At 70.1% G+C, this 24119-nt stretch carries 22 protein-coding genes; 15 read left to right on the forward strand and 7 right to left on the reverse strand.

Features of this window, described 5'->3' with window-relative positions:
* The first annotated feature begins 124 nt into the window (after nucleotides 1-124).
* The 5 genes from ACIBVQ_RS03655 to ACIBVQ_RS03675 all read left to right on the forward strand — a co-directional run bounded on the left by ACIBVQ_RS03655 (nucleotide 125) and on the right by ACIBVQ_RS03675 (nucleotide 5270).
* Nucleotides 125-1273: a polysaccharide deacetylase family protein gene (locus tag ACIBVQ_RS03655; RefSeq protein ID WP_399175357.1), complete on the forward strand. Its 1149-nt coding sequence runs from the start codon at nucleotides 125-127 to the stop codon at nucleotides 1271-1273.
* A 217-nt stretch (nucleotides 1274-1490) separates the two neighbouring features.
* Nucleotides 1491-2972 carry a 30S ribosomal protein S1 gene (rpsA, locus tag ACIBVQ_RS03660; RefSeq protein WP_352009083.1) on the forward strand — a complete coding sequence of 494 codons (1482 nt, stop codon included), beginning with the start codon at nucleotides 1491-1493 and terminating at the stop codon, nucleotides 2970-2972.
* Nucleotides 2973-3137: 165 nt separating this feature from the next.
* Nucleotides 3138-3587 carry a GNAT family N-acetyltransferase gene (locus ACIBVQ_RS03665; RefSeq protein ID WP_352009464.1) on the forward strand — a complete coding sequence of 150 codons (450 nt, stop codon included), beginning with the start codon at nucleotides 3138-3140 and terminating at the stop codon, nucleotides 3585-3587.
* Between the two features lie 20 nt (nucleotides 3588-3607).
* Complete coding sequence (coaE, locus tag ACIBVQ_RS03670; protein WP_362771591.1) at nucleotides 3608-4207, forward strand: dephospho-CoA kinase; 600 nt, start codon at nucleotides 3608-3610, stop codon at nucleotides 4205-4207.
* A gap of 193 nt (nucleotides 4208-4400) precedes the next feature.
* A complete protein-coding gene (locus tag ACIBVQ_RS03675; RefSeq protein WP_386189943.1) occupies nucleotides 4401-5270 on the forward strand; it encodes a PIG-L family deacetylase in 870 nt (289 codons plus the stop codon).
* A 99-nt stretch (nucleotides 5271-5369) separates the two neighbouring features.
* On the opposite strand, the gene ACIBVQ_RS03680 is transcribed toward ACIBVQ_RS03675, so the two are convergent.
* Genes ACIBVQ_RS03680 through ACIBVQ_RS03690 form a run of 3 tightly spaced genes read right to left on the reverse strand, consistent with a single transcriptional unit; the run spans nucleotide 5370 to nucleotide 9078 of the window.
* A complete protein-coding gene (locus tag ACIBVQ_RS03680; RefSeq protein WP_352009086.1) occupies nucleotides 5370-6143 on the reverse strand; it encodes a sporulation protein in 774 nt (257 codons plus the stop codon).
* A 26-nt stretch (nucleotides 6144-6169) separates the two neighbouring features.
* The gene (locus tag ACIBVQ_RS03685; RefSeq protein ID WP_352009087.1) at nucleotides 6170-7432 is read right to left on the reverse strand and encodes an SPFH domain-containing protein; all 1263 of its coding nucleotides are present in this window, start codon (nucleotides 7430-7432) and stop codon (nucleotides 6170-6172) included.
* A 2-nt stretch (nucleotides 7433-7434) separates the two neighbouring features.
* Complete coding sequence (locus tag ACIBVQ_RS03690; RefSeq protein ID WP_352009088.1) at nucleotides 7435-9078, reverse strand: SPFH domain-containing protein; 1644 nt, start codon at nucleotides 9076-9078, stop codon at nucleotides 7435-7437.
* Between the two features lie 188 nt (nucleotides 9079-9266).
* Between ACIBVQ_RS03690 and uvrB the strand changes: the two genes are divergently transcribed.
* Nucleotides 9267-11378, forward strand: a complete 2112-nt coding sequence (gene uvrB / locus ACIBVQ_RS03695; protein WP_352009089.1) for an excinuclease ABC subunit UvrB — start codon at nucleotides 9267-9269, stop codon at nucleotides 11376-11378.
* A gap of 61 nt (nucleotides 11379-11439) precedes the next feature.
* Here the strand turns inward: uvrB and ACIBVQ_RS03700 are convergent, their stop codons facing one another.
* The 4 genes from ACIBVQ_RS03700 to ACIBVQ_RS03715 form a co-directional block, all read right to left on the reverse strand.
* Nucleotides 11440-12066, reverse strand: a complete 627-nt coding sequence (locus ACIBVQ_RS03700; RefSeq protein ID WP_399175361.1) for a hypothetical protein — start codon at nucleotides 12064-12066, stop codon at nucleotides 11440-11442.
* Between the two features lie 141 nt (nucleotides 12067-12207).
* Nucleotides 12208-12798, reverse strand: coding sequence for a DUF4126 domain-containing protein (locus tag ACIBVQ_RS03705; protein ID WP_352009091.1), 591 nt, complete (start codon nucleotides 12796-12798; stop codon nucleotides 12208-12210).
* Nucleotides 12799-12932: 134 nt separating this feature from the next.
* Nucleotides 12933-14090 carry a ScyD/ScyE family protein gene (locus ACIBVQ_RS03710; protein WP_352009092.1) on the reverse strand — a complete coding sequence of 386 codons (1158 nt, stop codon included), beginning with the start codon at nucleotides 14088-14090 and terminating at the stop codon, nucleotides 12933-12935.
* Between the two features lie 218 nt (nucleotides 14091-14308).
* Complete coding sequence (locus ACIBVQ_RS03715; protein ID WP_399175364.1) at nucleotides 14309-15034, reverse strand: acyltransferase; 726 nt, start codon at nucleotides 15032-15034, stop codon at nucleotides 14309-14311.
* Between the two features lie 156 nt (nucleotides 15035-15190).
* On the opposite strand from ACIBVQ_RS03715, the gene ACIBVQ_RS03720 reads away from it, so the two are divergent.
* The 9 genes from ACIBVQ_RS03720 to ACIBVQ_RS03760 all read left to right on the forward strand — a co-directional run bounded on the left by ACIBVQ_RS03720 (nucleotide 15191) and on the right by ACIBVQ_RS03760 (nucleotide 24111).
* Complete coding sequence (locus ACIBVQ_RS03720; RefSeq protein ID WP_352009094.1) at nucleotides 15191-16861, forward strand: CTP synthase; 1671 nt, start codon at nucleotides 15191-15193, stop codon at nucleotides 16859-16861.
* On the forward strand, nucleotides 16858-17499 hold the full coding sequence (locus ACIBVQ_RS03725) for an NUDIX domain-containing protein (protein WP_399175366.1): 642 nt from the start codon (nucleotides 16858-16860) through the stop codon (nucleotides 17497-17499). Before ACIBVQ_RS03720 ends, ACIBVQ_RS03725 begins: the two co-directional genes overlap by 4 nt.
* Nucleotides 17496-18437 (forward strand): site-specific tyrosine recombinase XerD, encoded by a 942-nt coding sequence (locus ACIBVQ_RS03730; RefSeq protein WP_399175368.1) that lies wholly within the window; start codon nucleotides 17496-17498, stop codon nucleotides 18435-18437. Before ACIBVQ_RS03725 ends, ACIBVQ_RS03730 begins: the two co-directional genes overlap by 4 nt.
* 99 nt (nucleotides 18438-18536) lie before the next feature.
* Complete coding sequence (locus ACIBVQ_RS03735; protein ID WP_352009097.1) at nucleotides 18537-19478, forward strand: ParA family protein; 942 nt, start codon at nucleotides 18537-18539, stop codon at nucleotides 19476-19478.
* Nucleotides 19479-19527: 49 nt separating this feature from the next.
* Nucleotides 19528-20355, forward strand: coding sequence for a segregation/condensation protein A (locus ACIBVQ_RS03740; protein WP_352009098.1), 828 nt, complete (start codon nucleotides 19528-19530; stop codon nucleotides 20353-20355).
* Nucleotides 20345-20905 carry an SMC-Scp complex subunit ScpB gene (gene scpB, locus ACIBVQ_RS03745; RefSeq protein WP_352009099.1) on the forward strand — a complete coding sequence of 187 codons (561 nt, stop codon included), beginning with the start codon at nucleotides 20345-20347 and terminating at the stop codon, nucleotides 20903-20905. Before ACIBVQ_RS03740 ends, scpB begins: the two co-directional genes overlap by 11 nt.
* Nucleotides 20906-21864: 959 nt before the next feature.
* A complete protein-coding gene (locus tag ACIBVQ_RS03750; RefSeq protein WP_352009100.1) occupies nucleotides 21865-22581 on the forward strand; it encodes a pseudouridine synthase in 717 nt (238 codons plus the stop codon).
* A 54-nt stretch (nucleotides 22582-22635) separates the two neighbouring features.
* The gene (gene aroH / locus ACIBVQ_RS03755) at nucleotides 22636-22995 is read left to right on the forward strand and encodes a chorismate mutase (RefSeq protein ID WP_352009101.1); all 360 of its coding nucleotides are present in this window, start codon (nucleotides 22636-22638) and stop codon (nucleotides 22993-22995) included.
* 33 nt (nucleotides 22996-23028) lie between these two features.
* Nucleotides 23029-24111: a prephenate dehydrogenase gene (locus tag ACIBVQ_RS03760; protein WP_352009102.1), complete on the forward strand. Its 1083-nt coding sequence runs from the start codon at nucleotides 23029-23031 to the stop codon at nucleotides 24109-24111.
* Nucleotides 24112-24119: the final 8 nt, after the last annotated feature.

Below are 24119 nucleotides of genomic sequence, written 5' to 3' on the forward strand. Positions count from 1 at the left end.
CACGATGTGGTTCCCGTGCGGACACCCAGTGGTGACCAGGTAGATCATTGGTTGTTTGCCCGGCCTGCCCGAGTCTGTTCTAGGGTGGTAATCCAGTCGAGATCTCGATGGGTACGGGAGTTTTGTGCGGAGTTCAGCGCCACTGACGCAGATCATCATGCTCGCCAACGTGGTGGTTGTGATCACCGCGGTGGTGGTGCTCCTGGTGCGCCCCGACGCGGCGCCGACCTCCGTCTCACTGGCGGGTACGGCGACGCCGCTCAGCACACCGCCGGTGACACCGCCCGCCCAGACCCCCTCCCCGCCGCCGTCGCCCGGCCCCTCGCCCGCGGTCACGCTGCCCTCCGCGGAGCTGCCGCCGCCGGTGGTGGCCTCGCCGGAGTTCGCCCGGCAGGTCAAGGCCAACGAGGCCGGAGTGGTCCCGGTGCTGATGTACCACCGCATCCAGAAGAAGCGGCTGGCCTCCATCGACAGGACCCCCGCCCAGGTGCGCCAGGAGATGGAGCGGCTGGCCAGGGACGGCTACGTGCCGATCACCGCGCACGAGTTCGTCACCGGCGACATCCGCGTCCCGGCGGGCAAGCACCCGGTCGTGCTGACCTTCGACGACGGTCATCCGAGCCACTTCGCGCTCGACAAGGCGGGCGTGCCGCTCAGGGACACCGCGGTCGGAATCATCTATCAGGTGGCCAAGAAGTACCCAGATTTTCGGCCTGTCGCGACATTTTGGGTAAATCATCAGCCCTTCGGGCTGCGGGACGCGCGCGCCCAGGAGAACGCGGTGCGGTGGCTGGCCTCGCACGGCTTCGAGGTGGCCAACCACACCTGGGACCACCCCTACCTGCCGGGCCTGTCGAAGAAGCGGGTCGCCGAGCAGCTCGTCCGCGTCCAGCGGATGCTGGCCAAGTACGGCGCGGGCACCCCGGACACGCTGGCGCTGCCGTTCGGCGCCATGCCGCGCAAACGGTCGACCGTCCAGAAGGGCAAGTGGGACGGCACCTCCTTCGCCTTCAAGGGCGTCTTCCTGGCCGGCGCGCAGCCGTCGGTCTCGCCGTTCACCAAGGACTACGACTGGCGGGCGATCCAGCGGGTCCAGAGCAACGGCAAGAAGGGCGAATGCCGTAAGTGGTGCTCGCAGTACTGGCTGGAGTGGCTCAACAAGCACCCGGGCAAGCGGTACACGGCCGACGGGGATCCCGAACGCATCTCCGTTCCACGGGAACTTCGGGGTAATATCAGCCCGCAGTGGAAGCAGCGGATCAATGCCTACTGACGGCGTTGAGCCATGGCTTTGCCATCGGTGTGTCGTGCTACCGGATTGACCAGGCTCGTCTGTTCTCATATGCTGATCGCTGCGCTGTGGGCTCGCGTGTGTCTCGGACCGAGTGGGCTCGCGCTCGATCAGGCCGGTGGATTCCCGGCTGAACGATAAGAGGCCTGCCGCGTGTTCGCCACATCGACATCTGTCCGCGTTCGGAGCAATTCCACACATGACGAGCAGCACTGAGGCCACCTCGAGCACCCCGCAGGTAGCGGTCAACGACATCGGCTCCGAGGAAGAGTTCCTCGCAGCGATCGACCTGACCATCAAGTACTTCAACGACGGCGACATCGTCGAGGGCACCGTCGTCAAGGTCGATCGAGACGAAGTTTTGCTCGACATCGGCTACAAGACCGAGGGCGTCATCCCCTCGCGTGAGCTCTCGATCAAGCATGATGTCGACCCGGCGGACGTCGTCGAGGTTGGCGAGCACGTCGAGGCCCTTGTCCTCCAGAAGGAGGACAAGGAAGGCCGTCTCATCCTGTCCAAGAAGCGCGCCCAGTACGAGCGCGCCTGGGGCACGATCGAGAAGATCAAGGACGAGGACGGCATCGTCACCGGCACCGTCATCGAGGTCGTCAAGGGCGGCCTGATCCTCGACATCGGTCTGCGCGGCTTCCTTCCCGCCTCGCTGGTCGAGATGCGCCGGGTCCGCGACCTGCAGCCCTACGTGGGCCGTGAGCTCGAGGCCAAGATCATCGAGCTGGACAAGAACCGCAACAACGTGGTCCTGTCCCGCCGTGCCTGGCTGGAGCAGACCCAGTCCGAGGTTCGCCAGACGTTCCTCAACACCCTCCAGAAGGGCCAGGTCCGCAAGGGCGTCGTGTCCTCGATCGTCAACTTCGGTGCCTTCGTGGACCTCGGTGGCGTCGACGGACTGGTTCACGTCTCCGAGCTGTCCTGGAAGCACATCGACCACCCCTCCGAGGTCGTCGAGGTCGGCCAGGAGGTCACCGTCGAGGTTCTCGACGTCGACATGGAGCGCGAGCGGGTCTCGCTGTCGCTCAAGGCGACGCAGGAGGACCCCTGGCAGCAGTTCGCCCGCACCCACCAGATCGGCCAGGTCGTGCCGGGCCGCGTCACCAAGCTGGTGCCGTTCGGCGCGTTCGTCCGCGTCGAGGAGGGCATCGAGGGCCTGGTCCACATCTCCGAGCTGGCCGAGCGCCACGTCGAGATCCCCGAGCAGGTCGTCCAGGTCGGCGACGAGATCTTCGTGAAGATCATCGACATCGACCTCGACCGCCGCAGGATCTCGCTGTCGCTCAAGCAGGCCAACGAGAGCGCGCTGGGCGCCGACGTCGAGTTCGACCCCACGCTGTACGGCATGGCGGCGACCTACGACGACTCGGGCAACTACATCTACCCCGAGGGCTTCGACTCCGAGACCGGCGAGTGGCTTGAGGGCTTCGACCGCCAGCGCGAGGAGTGGGAGCGGCAGTACGCCGAGGCCCAGACCCGCTTCGAGGCGCACAAGCGTCAGATCGAGGAGGCCCGCAAGGCCGAGGCGGAGGCGGGCGAGGCAGCCCCCACCTCCTACTCGGGCGAGACCCCGGCCTCCGGTTCGAGCTCCTCCGCTCCGGCGGCGGGCGCTCTTGCCTCCGACGAGGCTCTCGCCGCCCTGCGGGAGAAGCTCGCGGGCGGTCAGAGCTGACCTCTTCCAGTGGTTGATGTGGCGATCTGAAGATCCGAGGAAGGGCCCCGCTCAGGCGGGGCCCTTTTTCGTGCCCGCCGGTCCGCCCGGGGCGCGCTCCCGGCCTGTCCGGTGCCGGGGGCCGGGTTCGCCCGTCGCCGGCCACGCTAGGGTTGGCGGGTGACCATGATCGGGCGGGCGGCCCCCGCGGACGCGGGAGAGATCCTCACGGTCCAGCGGGCCGCGTACGTGAGCGAGGCCCAGCTCTACGGCGATCCGTTCATCCCGCCTCTGGTCGAGTCCGCCGAGCAGGTCGAGCGGGCGATACGGACCGGTGTCGTGCTCGTCGCCAGGCGGGACGGACGGATCGCCGGGGCGGTTCGCGGGCAGATGTCCGGCACCACCTGCCTGGTCGGCCGCCTGGTGGTCGCGCCCGACCTGCAGGGCGGGGGTGTCGGCGGCGCCCTGCTGGACGCCCTTCACGGGGAGATGGGCTCCGCCCTGGCGTTCGACCTGTTCACCGGGCACCTGTCGGAGGGCAACCTGCGGCTCTACCGCCGGCGCGGCTACCGTGAGACCCACCGGGAGCGGATGAGCGACCACCTGACCCTGGTCCACCTGCGCAGGCAGCGGTAGCGGCGCGTATTCTGCGGACCATGTTGAAGGTGGGGCTCACCGGAGGGATCGGTTCCGGCAAGAGCGAGGTGTCACGGCGTCTGGCCGCCAGGGGCGCCATGGTGATCGACGCCGACATGATCGCCCGTGAGGTGGTCGAGCCGGGAACCGAGGGGCTGGAACGGATCGTCGCGATCTTCGGGCCGGACGTCCTGCGCGAGGACGGCTCGCTCGACCGGGGACGGCTCGGCTCGATCGTCTTCGCCGACTCCGAGAAACTGGCCTCCCTCAACGCCGTCGTGCACCCGCTGGTCGGTGAGCGCGTCGCCGAGCTGCAGAGTCAGGCGGACGAGGACGCCATCGTCGTCTACGACGTGCCGCTGCTGGTCGAGAACAACCTCGCCCCGATGTACGACGTGGTCGTGGTCGTCGACGCGGCCGACGAGACGCGCGCCGGACGGCTGCTGACGCTGCGCGGCATGACCGAGGCCGACGTCAGGGCCAGGATCGCCGCCCAGGCGAGCCGTGAGGAGCGGCTGAGGGCCGCCGACGTCGTGGTGCCCAACGAGGGATCCCTGGAGGAGCTGGAGGCCCGGGTGGAGGCCCTGTGGGCCGATCTGGCCGCACGCGCGAAGGCCTGAGCGCGAGGGCGTACGGCTGGGCTCCGCCTATGGGACGAGAAAGGACGATCCTCTTGGATGAGGATGCCTTACCGTAAATCGTCCAATCGGCTCAGGTGGCCGGGGGATCCGCTCCTTTACCGTCGAGTTACTTTCATCGGCGGCGGGGGGCGACGTGCGGGGCGTTCGAGGTGTGGGCGGGATCATGGCGGCCGTGACGGCCGTCGTTCTTCTCCTCGCGCCGTTGCTGTCGCCGAGTCCCGGCCTGCCCGGGCCGGGAAGCCTGATGTCCGGCGGGACGCCCGAGGGCCTCCATCTCCAGATCGCCGCCCATCCGGACGACGACCTGCTCTTCATGAGCCCCGACCTGCTGAGGCTGCTCGCGCGTGGCGCGAGCACCGTCACTGTCTATCTCACCGCGGGGGAGGGGACGGCGGGGGTCGGCGACGGGCACCCGCCCAGGCGGTACAGCATCGACAGGCAGCGGGGGGTCAGGGCCGCCTACGCCTGGGCCGCCGGGGTTCGTGACCGGTGGCGGCGGAACCTGATGACCGTGGGCAGGATCCGGGCCGAGGTGGACACGCTGGCGGACCGGCCACAGGTCCGGCTCGTCTTCGCCGGACTGCCCGACGGCGGCGACCCCAGGGCGGACGGCGGAAGGAGCGCCCTGAGCCGCCTGTGGGCCGCCTCAGGGGACCTGAGCTGCGTGCGCCCCTTCACCAGGCCCTCCGTCTGCCTGTCCCGCTCCGACGTCCTGGAGGCGCTCCGCGGGCTGATGCGGGTCTTCCGGCCTTCGGTGCTGAACACCCTCGATCCGGACCCGCCGCCGGGCGTCGCCGACCACCCCGACCACATCGCCGCCGCGAGGTTCGCGGCGGCGGCCGCCCCGCCGGGCGTCAGGGTGGTCGTCTACCGGGGCTACACCACGCTGCCCCTGCCCCCCAACCTCACCCCCGCCGAACACGAGATCAAGCGCGAGGCCTTCGCCGTCTACCGGGGACACGACTACCGGGCGGGCTCGGGCCGCCGCTACGACGCCTGGCTGCGGCGGATGTACCGCGGCCCCGGCGCGGCCTCGCCGTGAGGGACGTCACGGCGAGGGGGCGCGCCCGGGGGCGTGGGGGCGGGGGAGCGGCCCCGGGCGGCGGGAGGCGGCCGCCGGGGCGCAGCCGTGAAAGGCGGGTCAGAACCAGCCGCGGCGCTGGGCCATCGAGTGCAGGCCCGCGCGCAGCGACTGCTCCACCTGGCCGGGGTGGTCGTCGTAGTGGACCGTGAACCGGTTGTAGGTGTCGTGACTTGAGGTCAGGAAACCGCCGCGCTTGTCGGCCTCCAGGATGACGTCCACCGCCCGCGGGCCCGCGATGAAGGTCAGTTCGAGCTCGCTGAAGTGCCGGGAGTACTCGGGGCCGACGTAGTACTCGATCTCCTGGAAGAACGGCATCCGGGAGCCGTGCAGCGTGCCGCGCTCCAGGTCGGCCTTCTTGAAGCGGAAGCCCATGTTGTCGAGCGCGCCGAGCACGTGGTCCTGGGCGGGCAGCGGGTTGACGAACAGCGCGTCGAGGTCGCCCTTGTCCAGCGCCCCGGCCAGGGACAGCTCGGTGGAGACACCGAGCTGCATGCCGCGCAGCGGGTGGCCGCCGATGGCGCTGATCGGGGTCTCCCACGGGACGGGGATCTCGAACGGGGCCGACTGCGGCGCGCCCGCGGCCAGGTGGAAGGAACCGGTGATCTGCTGGCGCAGGAAGCTGTAGGTGGTCTTGTACTCGTTGTCGCCGCTTTCGACCTCGACGACCGCGGTGAAGTCGATGAAGATGCCCTCCACCCGGTAGTCGGAGCCGCCGCCGCGGAAGTTGACCTGTCCGCGCAGGGTCTCGCCGGGGCGGACGTTGGAGTTCAGCAGCACCGTGTCGACCTCGACGCCGGCGCCGAAGGCGGCCATGAGTTTACGGAACACCATTGGGGGACTCCCGGGGTTGAGATGTTTCAGTTGGGTTCAACGGACGGTTTGGCCTGGCCGTTCCCCGCGCCGCCGTCCGCGCTGAGCTGCGGCAGGAGCTGGGCGAGGAGCAGGGTGGCCAGCGGAGAGGTCTCGCCTGAGGCGCCGCCGGTGCGCACGACGATCGGGCGGGGGGCGTTCTCGGCGAGCTTGGCGCCCACGTCGAGACGGCGGCGGGCCAGCTCGTACTGGAGCACGGCGCGGTTGTCACGGTAGGAGTCGGCGAGCCTGCGCAGCCCCTTGGCCTCGTTCTCCGCCGAGGTCAGCTCGGCCCTGCCCCTGGCCTCGATCTCCCAGCGCACCCGCTGGGCCTGCGTCTCGTGCTCCTCCAGCATGCGGGCGACGTCCTTGCGGGCGGTGTTGGCCGCGGCCCTGACCTCGACGATACGGGCGTCCCTGGTCTTCTTGGCCCGCTCGATCTCCATGAGCAGGGTGTCGATGCGGCGCTTGCGGGTCAGCTCCCACTCACGCTCGAAGGCCGACAGCTCCTTGGCGACCTTCTCCCGGGTCGCCAGGTGCTGCTGGTACTGGTCGGGCAGCTGCACGTCGGGGATGTTCGCGCCGGTGATGCGCACGCCGTACCTGCCGAGCTGGCGGGTCAGCAGCTCCTGCATGTCTCCCACGTCGGAGCCGCGCAGGTCGTAGGCCCGCTCGGTGTGGACCCTGCGGCTGCGCTGGCGGATGGCGTCCTGTACGGCGCTGCTGAGCACGAGGTCGAAGTTGCCCGCCCCGATCGTCCTGACGAAGGCGACCGGATCGACGATGCGGAACTTCAGGAAGAACTCGATCGACTTCAGCGGCACGTTCTCCGCCGTCGGGCAGGCCGCGATCGGCGCCGAGTAGGGGATCTCGGTCGAGGTGTCCACGACCGCGTCGACCCGGTCCCAGGGCAGCCACAGGTAGTGACGGCCGGGGGGCAGGGTGCCGACGATCGCCCCCCACCGGCTGCGCACGCCGGTCGTGCCCTCCTCGATCTCGACGATGGCCCTGCGCCACAGCCAGACCAGGGCGGTCAGCAGGAAGAACACCGCGCCCACGGCGGCCAGGGCGGACAGGACGCCGCCACCGCCGAGCAGAGCGGTGCCCACGAGGTAGAGCGCGAACATCAGCAGCGCGACCCAGGCGAAACCCCTGCGGTCCTTGGGGATCACGACCGGGACGATCTGGCCGGACTCGCCGCCGCGCAGCAGCTGGCGGATCTCCGACCAGGAGGCCAGCGATTCCTTGATCTTGGAGAACTCTCTGCTCATCTTCAGGCGTCTTCCTGCGCGGCGGGCGGTACGGCGTGCGGGGCGTGCGCGGGCTCCCCATCGGTGACCTGGGCGGTTTCCCGGCCGGCGCCCTGGTCGGCGCCCTGACCGGTCTCCTGGCCCGCGTCCTGGCTGAGCAGGGCGGTGATCTCGGCCTCGCGGTCCTCGACACGGCGGCTGATCTCGGTGATCCGCGCCCGGATCGCGGCGGTGTCCGCCTCGGAGAACAGCCGGGCCTCCCCGCCGCCGACGAGCTGCCCGGCCAGGGCGAGCAGGTCGATGTCCGTCGTCTCACCGACCTGCACCACGCGGGGCAGGTGGGCGGCGACGGATTCGAGCCTGTCGAGCAGGTCCTGCTGGAAGCGGTGGTCCAGGATCTCCGGCGCCTGCGCCGCGCTCAGCGCCCTGATGTCCAGCGCCTGGGCCTCAAGCAGCGCCGCGTTGGCCTTCGCCGTCGACTCGGCCTCGACCAGCCGCTGGCCCGCCTGGGCCTTGGCCTGGTTCGAGGCGCGTTCCAGAGCGGTGTCCATCCGGGCCTGGTAGCCCGCGATCTCCGCGTGGATGGCCGAGAGCTGCTCCTGCAGTCCGGCGAGCTCCTTGACCAGGTCGCCCTCGTTCTGCTCCTTGCGCAGCTGCAGCTCGTACTCGTAGGTGTAGGCCTCCTTGGCGACCCTGATCATCTCCGGCGCCGCCAGGTCCATCCGGTACTCCTGGCTGGAGGGCTCGGCGTGGGTGATGTTCACGTCGGTGAGCCGTACGGCGGGCAGGAACTGCTGGTTGAGGCTGTCCAGCATGCCCAGGGTGCTCTCGCCGACCAGGTCGTAGATGTCCTCGGCGCGCTGGGCGTAGATGAGGGAGCGGGTCACCTCGCTGATCGCGTTCTGCAGCTTCGCCTGGAAGCCGCCGACCGAGCCGAGGACGAAGATGAACTCGGCCGGGTCCTCGATCCGGAACTGCAGGAAGAGGTCGACGCTCGCCTTGACGCCCTGCTGGGTCGGGGCCTCGCGGATGGGGGCGTTGAAGGGGTACTCACGGGTGGTGTTGACGATGTAGCTGACCCGCTTCCACGGGTTGAGCAGCGTCACCCGCCCGGGTTCGGCGATCTGGACGAGCTTGCCGAACTTGGTGATCAGCGCCTTGCAGCCCTCGGGGACCATGACGACGCTGCGCCGCCACCACAGGAACGCCGCGGCCAGCACCAGGACGGCCCAGTAGTGCGGGCCGAACAGCACCCGCGCGCCCTCGGGCAGGCCGTTGGCGATCAGGCCGACCAGGCCGAGTCCCGCCAGGACGACCAGAGGGATGACGACCCGTGCCGTGGTGCTCTTGGGGATCACCACGGGGGAGATCACGTGGACCGCCTCGCCGTTCTGGCCGCTGCCGCTGAAGCTGCGGTTGACGATCTCCCCGGCCTCGTTCAGTGAGGCGCTGCGGGCTTCGATCAGCGTGCCGACGGACGCGCCCTGCTCACGCGCGGCGAGGAAGTCGGTGGGGTTGAGTGTGAAGCCCTGTTCCCCTGCCTGTCCCGTCACCTGACCGGTGAGCTGGCCTGCGACCTGCCCGGCGATCTGGCGCAGGTCTCCGCCCTGGCCGTACGCCTGGGCGGCCGCGACCGCCGCCTGGATGGCCTCTTTTGGCCGCGACATCACACCTCCGTGGGTCTTGTCCGAAAGCCCGATATATCACGCTTTGTGATTGCCTGCAGGGATGCCAGTAAAGAACATGTGGCTTGCGGATGGCTTGACAGCCGATTGAACGGGTGCTGAACGCCGTGCCCTACGGGGTTCCCGGAGAGGGGACGGGAATGTCGGTGGGGCGTCCTACAGTGGGTGAGGTGAGGCCGGTAACAGATTTGCAGCGCAAGGTGGCCCCCTTCGAGGTCGTCACCGACATGACCCCCTCCGGCGACCAGCCGGCCGCGATCGCCGAGCTTGAGCGGCGGGTGAGGGCGGGTGACAAGGACACCGTCCTGCTGGGCGCGACGGGCACGGGCAAGACGGCCACGGTCGCCTGGCTGATCGAGCGGCTGCAGCGGCCGACCCTGGTCATCCAGCCGAACAAGACGCTCGCCGCGCAGTTCGCCAACGAGCTGCGGGGGATGCTGCCCAACAACGCGGTCGAGTACTTCGTCTCCTACTACGACTACTACCAGCCGGAGGCGTACGTCCCGCAGAGCGACACCTACATCGAGAAGGACTCCTCCATCAACGAGGAGGTCGAGCGGCTGCGCCACTCCGCGACCAACTCGCTGCTGACCCGCCGCGACACGGTCGTGGTCGCCTCGGTCTCGTGCATCTACGGCCTGGGCACCCCCCAGGAGTACGTCGACCGGATGACCGCCCTGAAGGTCGGTCAGGAGATCGAGCGCGACACGCTGCTGCGGCGCCTGGTCGACATGCACTACACCCGCAACGACCTGGCCTTCACCCGCGGCACCTTCCGGGTGCGGGGCGACACGATCGAGATCATCCCGAAGTACGAGGAGCTCGCCGTACGGATCGAGATGTTCGGTGACGAGATCGAGAAGCTGTCCACCATGCACCCGCTGACCGGTGAGGTGATCACCGAGGACGAGGAGCTCTACATCTTCCCCGCCTCCCACTACGTGGCGGGCCCCGAGCGGATGGAACGGGCCGTGCGGGACATCGAGGCCGAGCTGGCAGAGAGCCTGCAGCGGATGGAGCGCCAGGGCAAGCTCCTTGAGGCCCAGCGGCTGCGCATGCGCACCACCTACGACCTGGAGATGATGCGCCAGATCGGCACCTGCTCCGGCATCGAGAACTACTCGCGGCACATGGACGGCCGATCCCCGGGCAGCGCGCCGAACACCCTGCTCGACTACTTCCCCGAGGACTTCCTGCTGGTGCTGGACGAGTCGCACCAGACGGTCCCGCAGATCGGCGCGATGTACGAGGGGGACGCCTCCCGTAAGCGCACGCTCGTCGAGCACGGCTTCCGGCTGCCCTCCGCCCTGGACAACCGCCCGCTGAAGTGGGAGGAGTTCCTGGAGCGGATCGACCAGACGGTCTACCTCTCGGCGACGCCCGGCTCCTACGAGCTGGGCCGCTCCGGTGGCGACGTCGTCGAGCAGGTGATCAGGCCGACCGGCCTGGTCGACCCCGAGGTGGTCGTCAAACCCACGAAGTCGCAGATCGACGACCTGGTCCACGAGATCAGGACCCGCGCGGAGAAGGACGAGCGCGTCCTGGTCACCACGCTGACCAAGAAGATGTCGGAGGACCTCACCGACTACCTGCTCGAACTGGGCATCAGGGTCCGCTACCTGCACAGCGAGGTCGACACGCTGCGCCGCATCGAGCTGCTGCGCGAGCTGCGGCTGGGCGAGTACGACGTGCTGGTCGGCATCAACCTGCTCCGTGAGGGCCTGGACCTGCCGGAGGTCTCCCTGGTGGCCATCCTCGACGCCGACAAGGAGGGCTTCCTGCGCTCGGAGACCTCGCTGATCCAGACCATCGGCCGCGCGGCCCGTAACGTCTCCGGCCAGGTTCACATGTACGCCGACCGGATCACCCCCTCCATGGAGCGGGCGATCGAGGAGACCAACCGGCGCCGGGCCAAGCAGACGGCCTACAACGAGGCCAACGGCATCGACCCCCAGCCGCTCCGCAAGAAGATCGCCGACATCCTCGACTCCCTCAACCGGGAGGACGCCGACACCGCCCAGCTCCTCGGGGGCAGCGGCCGTCAGCAGTCGCGCGGCAAGGCCCCGGTCCCCGGCTTCGCGGTCAAGCAGGCCGGTCAGCACGCCAGGGCGATCGCGGGGGAGATGCCCAGGGCGCAGCTTGAGGCCCTGGTCGAGTCGCTCACCGAGCAGATGCACCAGGCGGCGGCGGACCTGCAGTTCGAGGTGGCCGCCAGGCTGCGTGACGAGATCAAGGAGCTCAAGCGCGAGGTCCGCGACATGCGCGAGGCGGGGGTCTCCTGACCCGGCCCGCCGGAACCCGGGCGGGTGCCGTATACGGCCCCGCCCGCCTCGGCGGAGGCTCTCAGCGGTGGTCTGAGCGGCGCTCGTCGTCGGGGAAACGGGGCACCGCGGTGCGGCGGTAGAGCTCGTCGATCTCGTCCAGGGGGTCGGGAGCGCGGCGGCGCGCCTCGATCTCCAGGTCGGTCCGGTCCCGGATGTCGTCGATGCCGTTCGCGGAGTACGTCATCTGGTCGTTGAGCAGGTCCGCCCGGATTCTGGCGCACGAGGTGGTCAGCTTGGCGTGGTGCTCGCGCAGACGGCCGAGGGAGGCGTGGTCGACGTAGGCGGAGTTCCGGCTGTGCCGGGCGTAGAGCGCGAGCTGGCCGTCCAGCTGGTCGGCGTGCACGCCGATCTCGGCCACCAGCCGCGGCAGGTCACCCAGCCCCCATCCGGCCTGGAGCGCCTGGTCGACGGCCTGCCGGGTCAGAGAGACCTCCTTGCGCAGGTCCAGGCGCATCCGCTCGGTCTCACCGGCCTGGCCCGGGTCCATCGCCGCCACCTGGGAGGCCACCCGCTCGGTCACCTTCCTGGCCTTCTTCGTGGCCTTCTTGCCGAGCTTGACCAGGAGGTAGACGCCCACACCTCCGGCGAGAAGGAACAGCACCATGAGCACCAGCACGATGGTGAGGAAAGTGGTGATCTTGATCACCTCCCGGCGGGGGAAACAGGTGTTTCGAGCATAGCCCGCCTGCCCGTGCACACGGGGGGTCGCGACGTGCGCGGGGTCCGGCCGGAAGCCGAAGGGACCTCGCCGTGCACCCCGCCGGTGTCCGCCTCGGGGCGCCGGGGTTCAGACGGGACTTCGCCGCAGGGCGCGGCGGCGCCGTAGACGGCGGACGGTCCACCAGGCGAACACCGCGAGTACGGCCACCGCGATCACGACCAGGACCGGGAGGAAGATCGCGACCAGGGCCATGGCGAGGGACCCCACGTCCTCCATCGTGCTCACCACCGGTGCCCCCACCCCGGCGGTCGTGGCGTTGACCACCGGTCTGGCGGTCGCCTTCATCACGTGCACCGCGAGCGCGACGCCGATGCCGAGCACCCAGCCGGCCCAGGGGTTGTGGGTCATCCAGTCGGAGCCGTCGAGCCGGGCCGCGGCCTCGGTCGCGCTGAAGACCACGCCGCCGGACAGCGGGCGGATCACGGTCTGGATCATGTCGTTGACGCTGTCGACCACCGGGACCTTGTCGAGGACGAACTCGGCGACCAGCAGCACGCCGACGATCGCGAGCACCCAGCCGTTGGCCAGCCAGGCGAACTCCGGCTGCAGCCGCACCTGGTCGGTGAGGTTGGCGAGCAGGCCGACGACCAGCAGCGGTATGTAGGCGTTCAGCCCCGCCGCGGTGGAGAGTCCAAGGCCTGTCAGTGCCGCGAGCATCGTGCCTCCGTGGTGTCTCGGTCCTCCCATTCAACGTCCTCGGGGCACCGGTGGATCCCGCCGGGTTCCGGTGCCGGGCGAAACGGCGGCGGGGGCGTGTCCGTGATGGACACGCCCCCGCCTGTTCCCGCGGGCTACTCCGAAACGGGGATCCGGAGGATTTCGCCCTTGCCGGGCGCCATGGCCTTGTCGGCCACATAGACGGCGCCGTCGGGGCCTACGGCCACGCCGAGGGGGGTGGTCAGCGTACCGGGCTTGAGAAGCTCGGTACGGGTGCCGTCACCCTCGACGCGGTAGACGGTGGTCTTGCTCATGCCGTTGGCGGGAAGCGGTCCGGCGGATCCCAGGACGATCAGCCGCCCCTTGGCGTCGAAGGTCACGTCGGCGACCGTGGTGAAGCCGCGTGCGGCGGTGGTGACCTTGCCGTCCTTGAGACGGAGGACCCGGGCCGCCCCCTCGGGGTTGGGGAATCCGCCGTGCTCGGCGACGTAGTAGGCGCCGTCGGGGCCCTTGGCGATGCCCATCGGCACCGACTGCATCGGGATCTTGCTGCCCTTGGGCATCTTGAGCGCCGGGGGTGCGGCGACGGACCTGGCGTGCAGGACCGCCTCGGTGCTGACCCTGCCCTTGCGGTCGACCCGCAGCACGGAGTTGCCGCCGGTGTCGGTGACCAGCGCGCCGCCGCCGGGCAGCGGGGCGAGGCCGAACGGGTAGGAGTCCACGGCGCTGCCCTTGTCCTTGCGGTCCGGGTTGTGCCTGGTCTCGTGGGCGGCCAGGTCGGCGAAGGACAGCCGCCTGCCCTTGGTGGAGAGGGTCAGCAGCGTGCCCAGGGTCCTGGCCTTGGGGCCGAGCTTGGCACGGAAGGCGGTGTCGCCGGAGAAACCGACGGTCACCAGCAGGTCGCCCTTGGGGGTGAACGCCACGTCGTGCGGGCCGAGGGCGAACGGGCCGCTGGCAGCCGAGGGCAGGCCGCCGACCAGCACGGAGGTCTTGCCGTCCTTCAGGACGCTGATCCGCCCGGTCAGGCCGAAGCACATCTTCTCCGCCTTCTCCCCCTTCTTGGCGGGGGTCATGGCGCACTTGACCTTGCCGCCGTGACCGGACTCGGCGATGTAGAGGGCACCGTCGGGACCGAAGGAGATGCCGCGCGGGCTGTCGAGGCCCTTGGCGACGACCTCGGGCGCGCCGCCGTCCGCCCGTGCCGCCGTCACCGGACCGGCCGTCACGGCCAGTGCCGCGACTCCTCCTGTGGCAGCAGCGAGCAGCCTGCGGCCGATACGAACTCCGCTCAACGCAATCCCCTCCACGATCCCCGCCATATCCGTCAAGCCGGGGCGAACACCCGGAAAGCTACGAGCTTCTTCGGGTCGCTCACAAGGAAAAAACGCCACAATCCACCCTGCTGTGCGGCGATTTCCCCCGGGCGGGTGACCGTCCCTCCGCCTCCCGGCGGACGACCCCGCCGGCGCCTCTCAGCCGACGGCCGACGGACCGGCCCCGGGCGCGGGGGTCACGGCGGTGTCGAGCCCGCCGGCGCGGCCGACGCGCCGAGGGCCCGGTCCGCGGCCACGGTCCCGGTACGGCCGGCCGAGGTACCGTCCAGGTGGGGCGGCAACCATCCCCGCCCCGGCACGTGGTGGCGCACGACCCGGGCGGGCACCCCGGCGATCACGCTGTGGTCGGGGAACTCGCCGCGGACCACGGCGCCGCCCGCGACCACGCACTGCCTGCCGATCCTGGTCCCCGGCAGGATGATCGCGCCGGTGCCGAGCCAGGAGCCCGAACCGATGACCACCGGGTTGTTGCGCGGCCACTGACGGCCGATCGGCGTCTCCGGGTCGTCGTAGACGTGGTTCTGGTCGGTGATGTACACGTAGGGGCCGGTGAAGACATGGTCGCCGATGTCGATCGACTGGTGTCCCACGATGTGGCTGCCCCTGCCGATCGAGCAGCTCTCGCCGATCCGCACGATCGAGACGGGGCCGAGGTCGACGCCGGGGCCCATGCCCGCGGAGATCGACACCCGCTCGCCGACCAGGGTGTGGGCGCCGATCTCGATCCAGGCCTCGCCGAAGACGGCCCCCATGGGGAAGGCGAGGCACGCGCCCTCGCCGATGCGGCGGAAGCGGTAGCCCGCGGGGCTGGTGGCGCTCACCGCGCCCACGGTGCGGACCGCGGACCAGACACGGTGCACAAGGCTGCCCATGGCACGCCGTACCACACCACGAAGTGACATAGCGGCCCAAGGTACCGTCAGGTCATATGGCGGCGAAATGCGGGTCAGGGGATGTACGGGCCGATCACGGGAACCGTTTGATATTCTGAGAGCCCGTGGACATGTAGGCCGTCAGCAGGACGCGCCGACTGATCTATGACGACCACGGGAGACTCCTTGCGCAGCGCCGCACACACCAAGCATCTGTTCGTCACCGGCGGCGTCGCCTCCAGCCTCGGCAAGGGACTGACGGCCTCCAGCCTCGGCCGCCTCCTGAAGCTGCGGGGCCTGCGGGTCACCATGCAGAAGCTCGACCCCTACCTCAACGTGGACCCCGGGACGATGAACCCGTTCCAGCACGGCGAGGTCTTCGTGACCGACGACGGCGCCGAGACCGACCTCGACGTCGGCCACTACGAGCGCTTCCTCGACACCGAGCTGCACGGCTCCGCCAACGTCACCACCGGCCAGGTCTACTCCAACGTCATCGCCAAGGAGCGCCGTGGCGAGTACCTCGGCGACACCGTCCAGGTCATTCCGCACATCACCAACGAGATCAAGGACCGCATCCGGGCCATGGCGGGCCCCGACGTCGACGTGGTCATCACCGAGGTCGGCGGCACCGTCGGCGACATCGAGTCGCTGCCCTTCCTTGAGGCGGTCCGCCAGGTCCGCCACGAGGTGGGCCGGGACAACGTCTTCTTCCTGCACGTGTCGCTGCTGCCGTACATCGGGCCGAGCGGCGAGCTGAAGACCAAGCCGACGCAGCACTCGGTCGCCGCGCTGCGCAGCATCGGCATCCAGCCCGACGCGATCGTGTGCCGCTCCGACCGGCCGATCACCAACTCCCTCAAGCGCAAGATCAGCCTCATGTGCGACGTCGACGAGGACGCGGTCGTCTCCGCCGTCGACGCGTCGAGCATCTACGACATCCCCAGGGTGCTGCACTCCGAGGGCCTGGACGCCTACGTGGTGCGCCGCCTCGGCCTGCCCTTCCGCGACGTCGACTGGAAGGAGTGGGAGCAGCTCCTTCGCCGGGTGCACCGCCCGGCGAAGGAGGTCACGATCGCCCTCGTCGGCAAGTACATCGACCTGCCCGACGCCTACCTGTCGGTCACCGAGGCGCTGCGCGCGGGCGGCTTCGCCAACGACGCCCGCGTCAACATCCGCTGGGTCAAGAGCGACGACTGCGAGACCCCCGAGGGCGCGGCCCGTGAGCTCGACGGCGTCGACGGTGTGCTGATCCCCGGCGGATTCGGTGTGCGCGGCATCGAGGGTAAGCTGGGCGCCGTACGGCACGCGAGAGAGACCAAGATCCCGCTGCTCGGCATCTGCCTGGGCATGCAGTGCATGGTCATCGAGGCCGCCCGCAACCTTGCGGGCGTCGAGGACGCGGGCAGCACCGAGTTCGACCCCGAGACCACCCACCCGGTCATCTCGACCATGGCCGACCAGGAGGACGTCGTCTCCGGCGAGCGCGACATGGGCGGCACCATGCGCCTCGGCCTGTACCCCGCCAAACTCTCCGAGGGCTCCCTGGCCCGCCAGCTGTACGGCATGGCCAAGGTCGAGGAGCGCCACCGGCACCGCTACGAGGTCAACAACTCCTACCGCGAGCAGCTTGAGAAGATCGGCATGGTCTTCTCCGGGCTCTCGCCGGACGGCCGTCTCGTGGAGTACGCCGAGCTTCCCGTCGACGTGCACCCGTTCTTCATCGGCACCCAGGCGCACCCCGAGTTCCGTTCCCGCCCCACCCGCCCGCACCCCCTGTTCAAGGGTTTGATCGGGGCGGCCCTGACCTACGCCGACATCCGCGGCACCGCGGCCAAGGCGGGCAGGAGCAAGTGAGCGACACCGTCAAGGCCCTGAACGCCGGGGACGTCGTGGACGTCCCCGAGGAGTGGAAGGTCGTCTCCTCGGTCAGGCACTTCAGCGGGCGCGTCATCACCGTGGTGACCGACGCCGTGGTCATGCCGGACGGAGAGGTCGTCAACCGTGACTACGCGCTCCACCCCGGCTCCGTCGCGGTGGTCGCGCTCGACGACCAGGACCGTGTGCTGCTGCTCAGGCAGTACCGCCACGCGGCCGGGCACCTGCTGTGGGAACTGCCCGCGGGACTGCGGGACGTCGAGGACGAGCCGCTGCAGGAGGCGGCAGCCAGGGAGCTGGCAGAGGAGGCGGGCTACCGGGCACGGACCTGGCACACCCTGGTCGACGCCTTCACCTCGCCCGGGATGACGGGGGAGCGGACCAGGATCTTCCTGGCCAGAGACCTCAGCCTCATCCCCGAGGGGGAGTTCGACTTCGTCGGACGACACGAGGAGTCCGACATGCCGGTGGTCTGGATCCCCCTGGCAGACGCGGTTCGCCGTGCCCTGGCGGGAATGATCCACAATTCCCAAGCCGTGGCCGGTATTCTCGCCGCATACGCCGCTTCGGCGGATGCTTTCGCCTCGCTGCGGCCCGCCGACGCACCGGAGGCATGACAGGAGGAGCCCTGAGCGAGACGGAGGTCGTCCTGGCCAGCTACCTCGCCCACCTGGCGGTGGAGCGGGGCCTGGCGGCCAACACCCTGGCCTCCTACCGTCGTGACCTCCTTCGATACCTGGAACACCTGAGGAACCGCGGCCGCGCCACCTTCGGCGAGGTCGCGGAGGCCGACGTCGCCGCCTTCCTCACCGCGCTGCGGGAGGGAGACGAGGAGCATCGGGCGCTCGTGGCCAGCTCGACGGCGCGCGCGGTCTCCTCAGTGCGGGGTCTGCACCGCTTCGCCCTGCGTCAGGGCGTGTGCGACCACGACCCCACCCGCAGGGTGCGTCCGCCGCGCCAGCTCAGGCGCCTGCCCAAGGCGATCAGCGTGGACGAGGTCGAGCGTCTGATTGCGGCCTCGGGCCCGGAGGGGGCGCCGCTCACGATGCGCAACCGGGCGCTGCTCGAACTGCTGTACGGCACGGGCGCCCGCATCTCCGAGGCGGTCGGGCTCGCGGTCGAGGACGTCGACCTGAGCCCGGCCAGCCAGCGGGTGAGGCTGCGGGGCAAGGACGGACACTCCCGTTTGGTGCCACTCGGCCGTTTCGCCAGGGAGGCGCTCAGGGTCTACCTCACCCGTGCCCGTCCCGGCATCGCCGCCCACGGCAGGGGTGGTTCGGGGCTCTTCCTCAACGCCAGAGGCGGAAGGCTCACCCGGCAGGGGGCCTGGGAGGTGCTGCAGGCGGCGGCCGAACGCGGAGGGCTGGCGGGAATCTCCCCCCATATCTTGCGACATTCGTTCGCAACACACCTCCTGGACGGGGGCGCGGACGTTAGGGTGGTTCAGGAACTACTCGGCCACGCCTCGGTGACCACCACCCAGGTGTACACCCTGGTCACGGTCGACAAACTCCGTGAGGCCTGTGCCGCCGCGCATCCGCGCGTGCGGCATTGACCTTTGTCGTGTCCGGGCGTGCCGCCTTGCCGCATACGTGTTGACGCCATAGTGTCCGTCCGGACGGTCCGGTTCGAGGCCGTCAGGGAGGTTCGACTGGTGACTGTGACCACCGACGGTTCTGGCCGGGGGACGGCCCCTGGAAACCCCGAGAATCCATGGGGGGACACCAAGACCACCGGCACCCCCCGGAGCGGGGGCGTTCTCGGCCCCACCGGGCGGCCTCGCCCGGTGTTCCCCGACCCATCCCCTCGTACGGTGCACGGACCGGCGCGCGTCGTGGCCATGGTCAACCAGAAGGGCGGCGTCGGCAAGACGACCACGACCATCAACCTGGGCGCGGCGCTGGCCGAGGCCGGGCTGAGGGTGCTGCTGGTCGACTTCGACCCGCAGGGCGCCCTGTCCGTCGGCCTCGGCATCAACCCCCACCAGCTCGATCTGACGGTCTACAACCTCCTCATGGAGCCGCAGATCACCGCCAGGGACGTGCTGATGGAGACCGGCGTCGAGGGCATGGACCTGCTGCCGAGCAACATCGACCTGTCGGCGGCCGAGGTCCAGCTCGTCACCGAGGTCGCCCGCGAGCAGGTGCTCGGCAGGGTGATCAAGCCCCTGCTGCCCGAGTACGACGTCTGCCTGATCGACTGCCAGCCGTCCCTGGGCCTGCTCACGATCAACGCGCTGGCCTGCGCGCACGGCGTCATGGTGCCGCTGGAGTGCGAGTTCTTCGCCCTGCGCGGTGTCGCACTGCTGATGGACACCATCATCAAGGTCCAGCAGCGCATCAACGAGGACCTGGTCATCGAGGGCCTGCTCGCCACCATGTACGACGCGCGCACCCTGCACGGCCGTGAGGTGCTCGCCCGGGTGGTCGAGGCGTTCGACGAGAAGGTCTACCACACGGTGATCAACCGGACGGTCCGCTTCCCCGACGCCACGGTCGCCGGAGAGCCCATCACCAGCTTCGACCCCTCCTCACTCGGCGCGAGCGCCTACCGGGAGCTGGCCCGCGAGGTCCTCGCCAGGTGGAACGCCGAGTAACCACCCCTCACCCGCGGTGACCGGGATCCCGGTACGGGACAATGACGGGATGACCGAGCAGGCACAGACGGCCGACGACACCTTCAGAGTGCACCTGGAGGTCTTCGAGGGCCCCTTCGACCTGCTGCTCGGCCTGATCTCCAAGCACAAGCTGGACATCACCGAGGTCTCGCTCAGCAAGGTCACCGACGAGTTCATCGCCCACATCCGGGCCAGGGGCCCCGAATGGGACCTCGACCAGACGAGCCACTTCCTCCTCGTGGCCGCGACCCTGCTCGACCTCAAGGCGGCGAGGCTGCTGCCCTCGGGAGAGGTCGACGACGAGGAGGACCTCGCGCTCCTTGAGGCCAGGGACCTGCTGTTCGCCCGCCTCCTGCAGTACCGCGCCTACAAGGAGGTCGTGAAGGTCTTCTCCTCCCGGATGGCGGAGGAGGCCCTGCGCTTCCCCAGGATCGTGCCGATGGAGGCGAGGTTCGCCAACCTGCTGCCCACGCTGGTCCTCGGCGTCGGCCCGGAACGGCTGGCGGAGCTGGCCCGGCGCGCCTTCGCACCCAGGGTTCCCCCTGCGGTCTCCGTCGCCCACATCTACCAACCGCTCGCCAATGTCCGCGAACAGGCGGCTATCCTTGTCCAGCGGCTGCGGCGCATGCGCCGGGCGACCTTCCGCGCTCTCACCTCCGACTGCACGGGCACCTTCGAGGTTGTCGCTCGTTTCCTGGCCGTCCTGGAGCTCTACCGGGAGGCGGCGGTCTCCTTCGAGCAGGTCGAGCCCCTCGGCGAGCTGCATGTGACCTGGACCGGCAGCGACGACGGTGATGTGACCGTCGCCGACGACTACGACGCGAGCGCGGGTAAGGAGCCCTCCGATGACCGATGAGGCGTCCGGCCCCGGCCTGCGCGCCGGGCTTGAGGCGATTCTGCTCGTGGTCGACGAGCCGGTCGCCGAGACGATCCTCGCCCAGGCGCTGGAACGGCCCGTTCCCGAGATCTCCGCCGCGCTTCGGGCGCTGGCGGCGGAATACACGGCCCAGGGCCGGGGTTTTGACCTGAGAGAGGTCGCGGGCGGCTGGCGGTTCTACACGCGGGCCGGATGCGCGGCCCTCGTCGAACGGTTCGTCCGTGACGGTCAGCAGGCGCGGCTCACCCAGGCGGCGCTTGAGACGCTGGCCGTGGTCGCCTACCGCCAGCCGGTCAGCCGGGCCAGGGTGGCGGCCATCCGAGGGGTCAACAGCGACGGCGTCATGCGCACGCTGGTGGCCAGGGGGCTGGTCGAGGAGGCCGGCACCGATCCGGAGGGGCAGGCGTTGCTCTACCGGACGACTTCATATTTCCTTGAGCGGATGGGCCTGCGGGAGCTCGAAGAGCTTCCGGAACTCGCGCCCTTCCTGCCAGACGACGTGGAAAACCTAGAGGAGCAGAAGCAGTGAACAGCAGGCGTGGTACCCCGTCCGGTGATGGACGCGGTCGAGGCCGTGGCGGCGCCCCGCGCGGTGGCGGCTACCGCGGGAGCGGCGACTCCAGAGGCGGATCGCAGGGCGGCTTCCGCCCGGACGCCTCCCGAGGCGCCTCCCGTGGCGGTCCCCGGAGCGACGATCGCGGTGGTTTCCGCGCCGATCGCGGCGGGTTCCGTTCCGAGGGCCCGCGTCGCGATGATCGGGGTGGCTTCCGCTCCGAGGACCGTGGCGGCTTCCGCGCGGAGCGCGGCGGGTTCCAGTCCGACGAGCGCGGCGGTTCGCGCGGCCGGTACGGCAGGCCGGAGGGCGGTTTCCGGCAGGATTCCCCTCGTCGCGATGACCGTGGTGGGTTCCGTTCCGAGGGCTCGCGTCGTGATGATCGTGGTGGGTTCCGTTCTGAGGGTCCCCGTCGTGATGACCGGGGTGGGTTCCGTTCCGAGGACCGTGGTGGGTTCCGTTCTGAGGGTCCGCGCCGTGACGATCGTGGTGGGTTCCGTTCTGAGGGTCCGCGCCGTGATGACCGGGGCGGTTTCCGCTCTGAGGACCGTGGTGGGTTCCGTTCTGAAGGTCCCCGTCGCGATGACCGTGGTGGGTTCTCCGACGAGCGCGGCGGCTCGCGCGGCCGGTACGGCAGGCCGGAGGGCGGTCCGAGGGAGAACCGCGGTGGCGGCTCCCGAGGTCGTTACGGCAAGACCGGCCGTGGCGCGGAGGTCCGTACGATCGGCGGCGGCCGGGCCGACTCCTACGGCGAGCGCCGTCCCGCGCCCGCCAAGGGCGCCTCGGCGAAGGACCGGCAGGGCCAGAAGCCCGCTCTGCGGCCCGGGGGGATCGAGAACGACCGATTCAAGACCGCCCGCCAGCCCAAGCGCGACTTCGACTTCTACGACTCCGACTACGTCGACGAGCGCGACACCACCGAGGTCCCCGGCGGTGTGCGGCTGCAGAAGGTCCTCGCCCAGGCGGGCGTCGCAAGCCGCAGGGCGTGCGAGGAGATGATCGGCGCGGGCAGGGTGACGGTCGACGGCCAGACCGTCCGCCGTTTCGGCGCCAGGGTCGACCCCGCCAAGCAGGTCATCCACGTGGACGGCAAGCGTCTGCCGACGATGCCCGACCTCGTCTACCTCGCCATCAACAAGCCGCTCGGCGTCGTCAGCACCATGTCCGACCCCGACGGCCGCCCCTCGCTGGCCGACTACGTGGCCGACCGCACCGAGCGGCTGTTCCACGTGGGCCGTCTCGACACCGAGACCGAGGGCCTCATCCTGCTCACCAACGACGGGGAACTGGCCAACCGGCTCACCCACCCCAGCTACGGCGTGCAGAAGAAGTACTGGGCGAAGGTGCCGGGCAGGATCGAGCGTGACCTGGGCCACCGCCTGAAGAAGGGCGTCGAGCTTGAGGACGGCATCGCCAAGGCCGACTCCTTCAGCATCGTCCAGGAGCACGGCCAGCAGGCCCTGGTGGAGATCGTCCTGCACGAGGGGCGCAAGCACATCGTCCGCCGCATGCTGGAGGAGGTCGGGCACCCGGTCATCGACCTGGCCCGTATCGAGTTCGGCCCGGTCAAACTCGGCAGGCTCAAGCCGGGGACGATCCGCGCGCTGACCCTCAAGGAGGTCGGGGAACTCTACGCCGCCGTGGGTCTGTGACCCGAGGCCGGTAACCTTCCCCGACATACACGTTCAGGACACGAAGGAGCGACGATGGTGCGGGCGATCCGCGGGGCGGTCCAGGTCGACGCGAACGACAGGGACGCGATCCTGGCCGGGGTGACCGAGCTGGTCACGGAGGTGATGGGACGCAACAGGCTCACCACCGACGACGTGATCAGTGTGATCTTCACCGCGACGCCCGACCTGAACGCCGAGTTCCCCGCCCTGGCGGCACGCAAGCTCGGCTTTCACGACGTCCCGTTGATCTGCGCCTCGGAGATCGACGTCCCGGGCGCGCTGCCCCGCGTCGTACGGCTGATGGCGCACGTGGAGACCGACCGGCCGCGTCAGGAGATCCACCATGTCTACCTGCACGGCGCGGCGGCCCTGCGGGTCGACATCGCCCAGTGACCCCCGTCCAAGCGTCACGCCGGAGGAGTGCGTGTGAACGGCCTTGAGAGCGTCCTCGTCGTCGGCACGGGCCTGATCGGTACCTCGGTCGCCCTCGCCCTGCGCGGCCACGACGTCCCCGTCCACCTGGCCGACCGCGACGCGGGAGCCGTACGGCTGGCGCGGGAACTCGGCGCGGGCGTCGAGTGGGACGGGCGGCGGGTCGGGCTCGCGGTCGTCGCGGTCCCGCCGCACCTCGTCGCCGACCAGATCGCCCGTCTGCAGCGGGAGGGCGCGGCGCGCTTCTACACCGACGTGGCCAGCGTCAAGCGGCTGCCGATCGAGGGAGCGGCGGCGCTCGGCTGCGACCTGAGCACCTACGCGCCGGGACACCCCCTGGCGGGCAGGGAGCGCTCGGGCCCGGCGGCGGCCAGAGCCGACCTGTTCCTGGGCAGGCCGTGGGCGCTGTGCCCGACGGAGGAGACCTCGCCCGACGCGGTCGAGGCTCTGCGCGGCCTGATCAAGCTCTGCGGCGGCGAGGCCGTCGAGGTCGGCGCGGACGAGCACGACAGGGCCGTCGCGGTCGTCTCGCACGCCCCGCACGTGGCCGCCTCCGCGGTGGCCGCCAGGCTCGCCGAGGCCTCCGGGACCGCGCTCGGCCTGGCCGGTCAGGGGGTCCGTGACGTCACCCGCATCGCGGCGGGGGACCCGGCGCTGTGGACCGGCATCCTGTCGGGCAACGCACTGCCGGTCGCCGACGTACTTGAGGCGATCGCGGACGATCTGGCCACCGCCGCCGCCGCGCTGCGCGCCGCCGCAGCCCCGGCGGACGGGAACGCCGGCATGGACGGCGTCACCGGCCTGCTGCGCCGCGGTGTGGTGGGCACGACCAGGATTCCCGGCAAGCACGGCGGTCCCGCGCGTGCCTACGCGAGCGTCCAGGTCGTCATCGGCGACCGCCCCGGAGAGCTGGCCCGGCTGTTCCAGGTGGCCGAGGCGGCGGGTGTCAACATCGAGGACGTCCGCCTTGAACACACCCCGGGGCTTCCCCTGGGCGCCGCCGAACTGCAGGTCCAGCCGGAGGCCGTACCGGCCCTGTCGGAGGCGTTGCGGGCGGGCGGCTGGCAGCTTCCCTAGAAGCGGTC

The sequence above is a fragment of the Streptosporangium sp. NPDC049376 genome, assembly GCF_044466505.1.
GTDB lineage: Bacteria > Actinomycetota > Actinomycetes > Streptosporangiales > Streptosporangiaceae > Streptosporangium.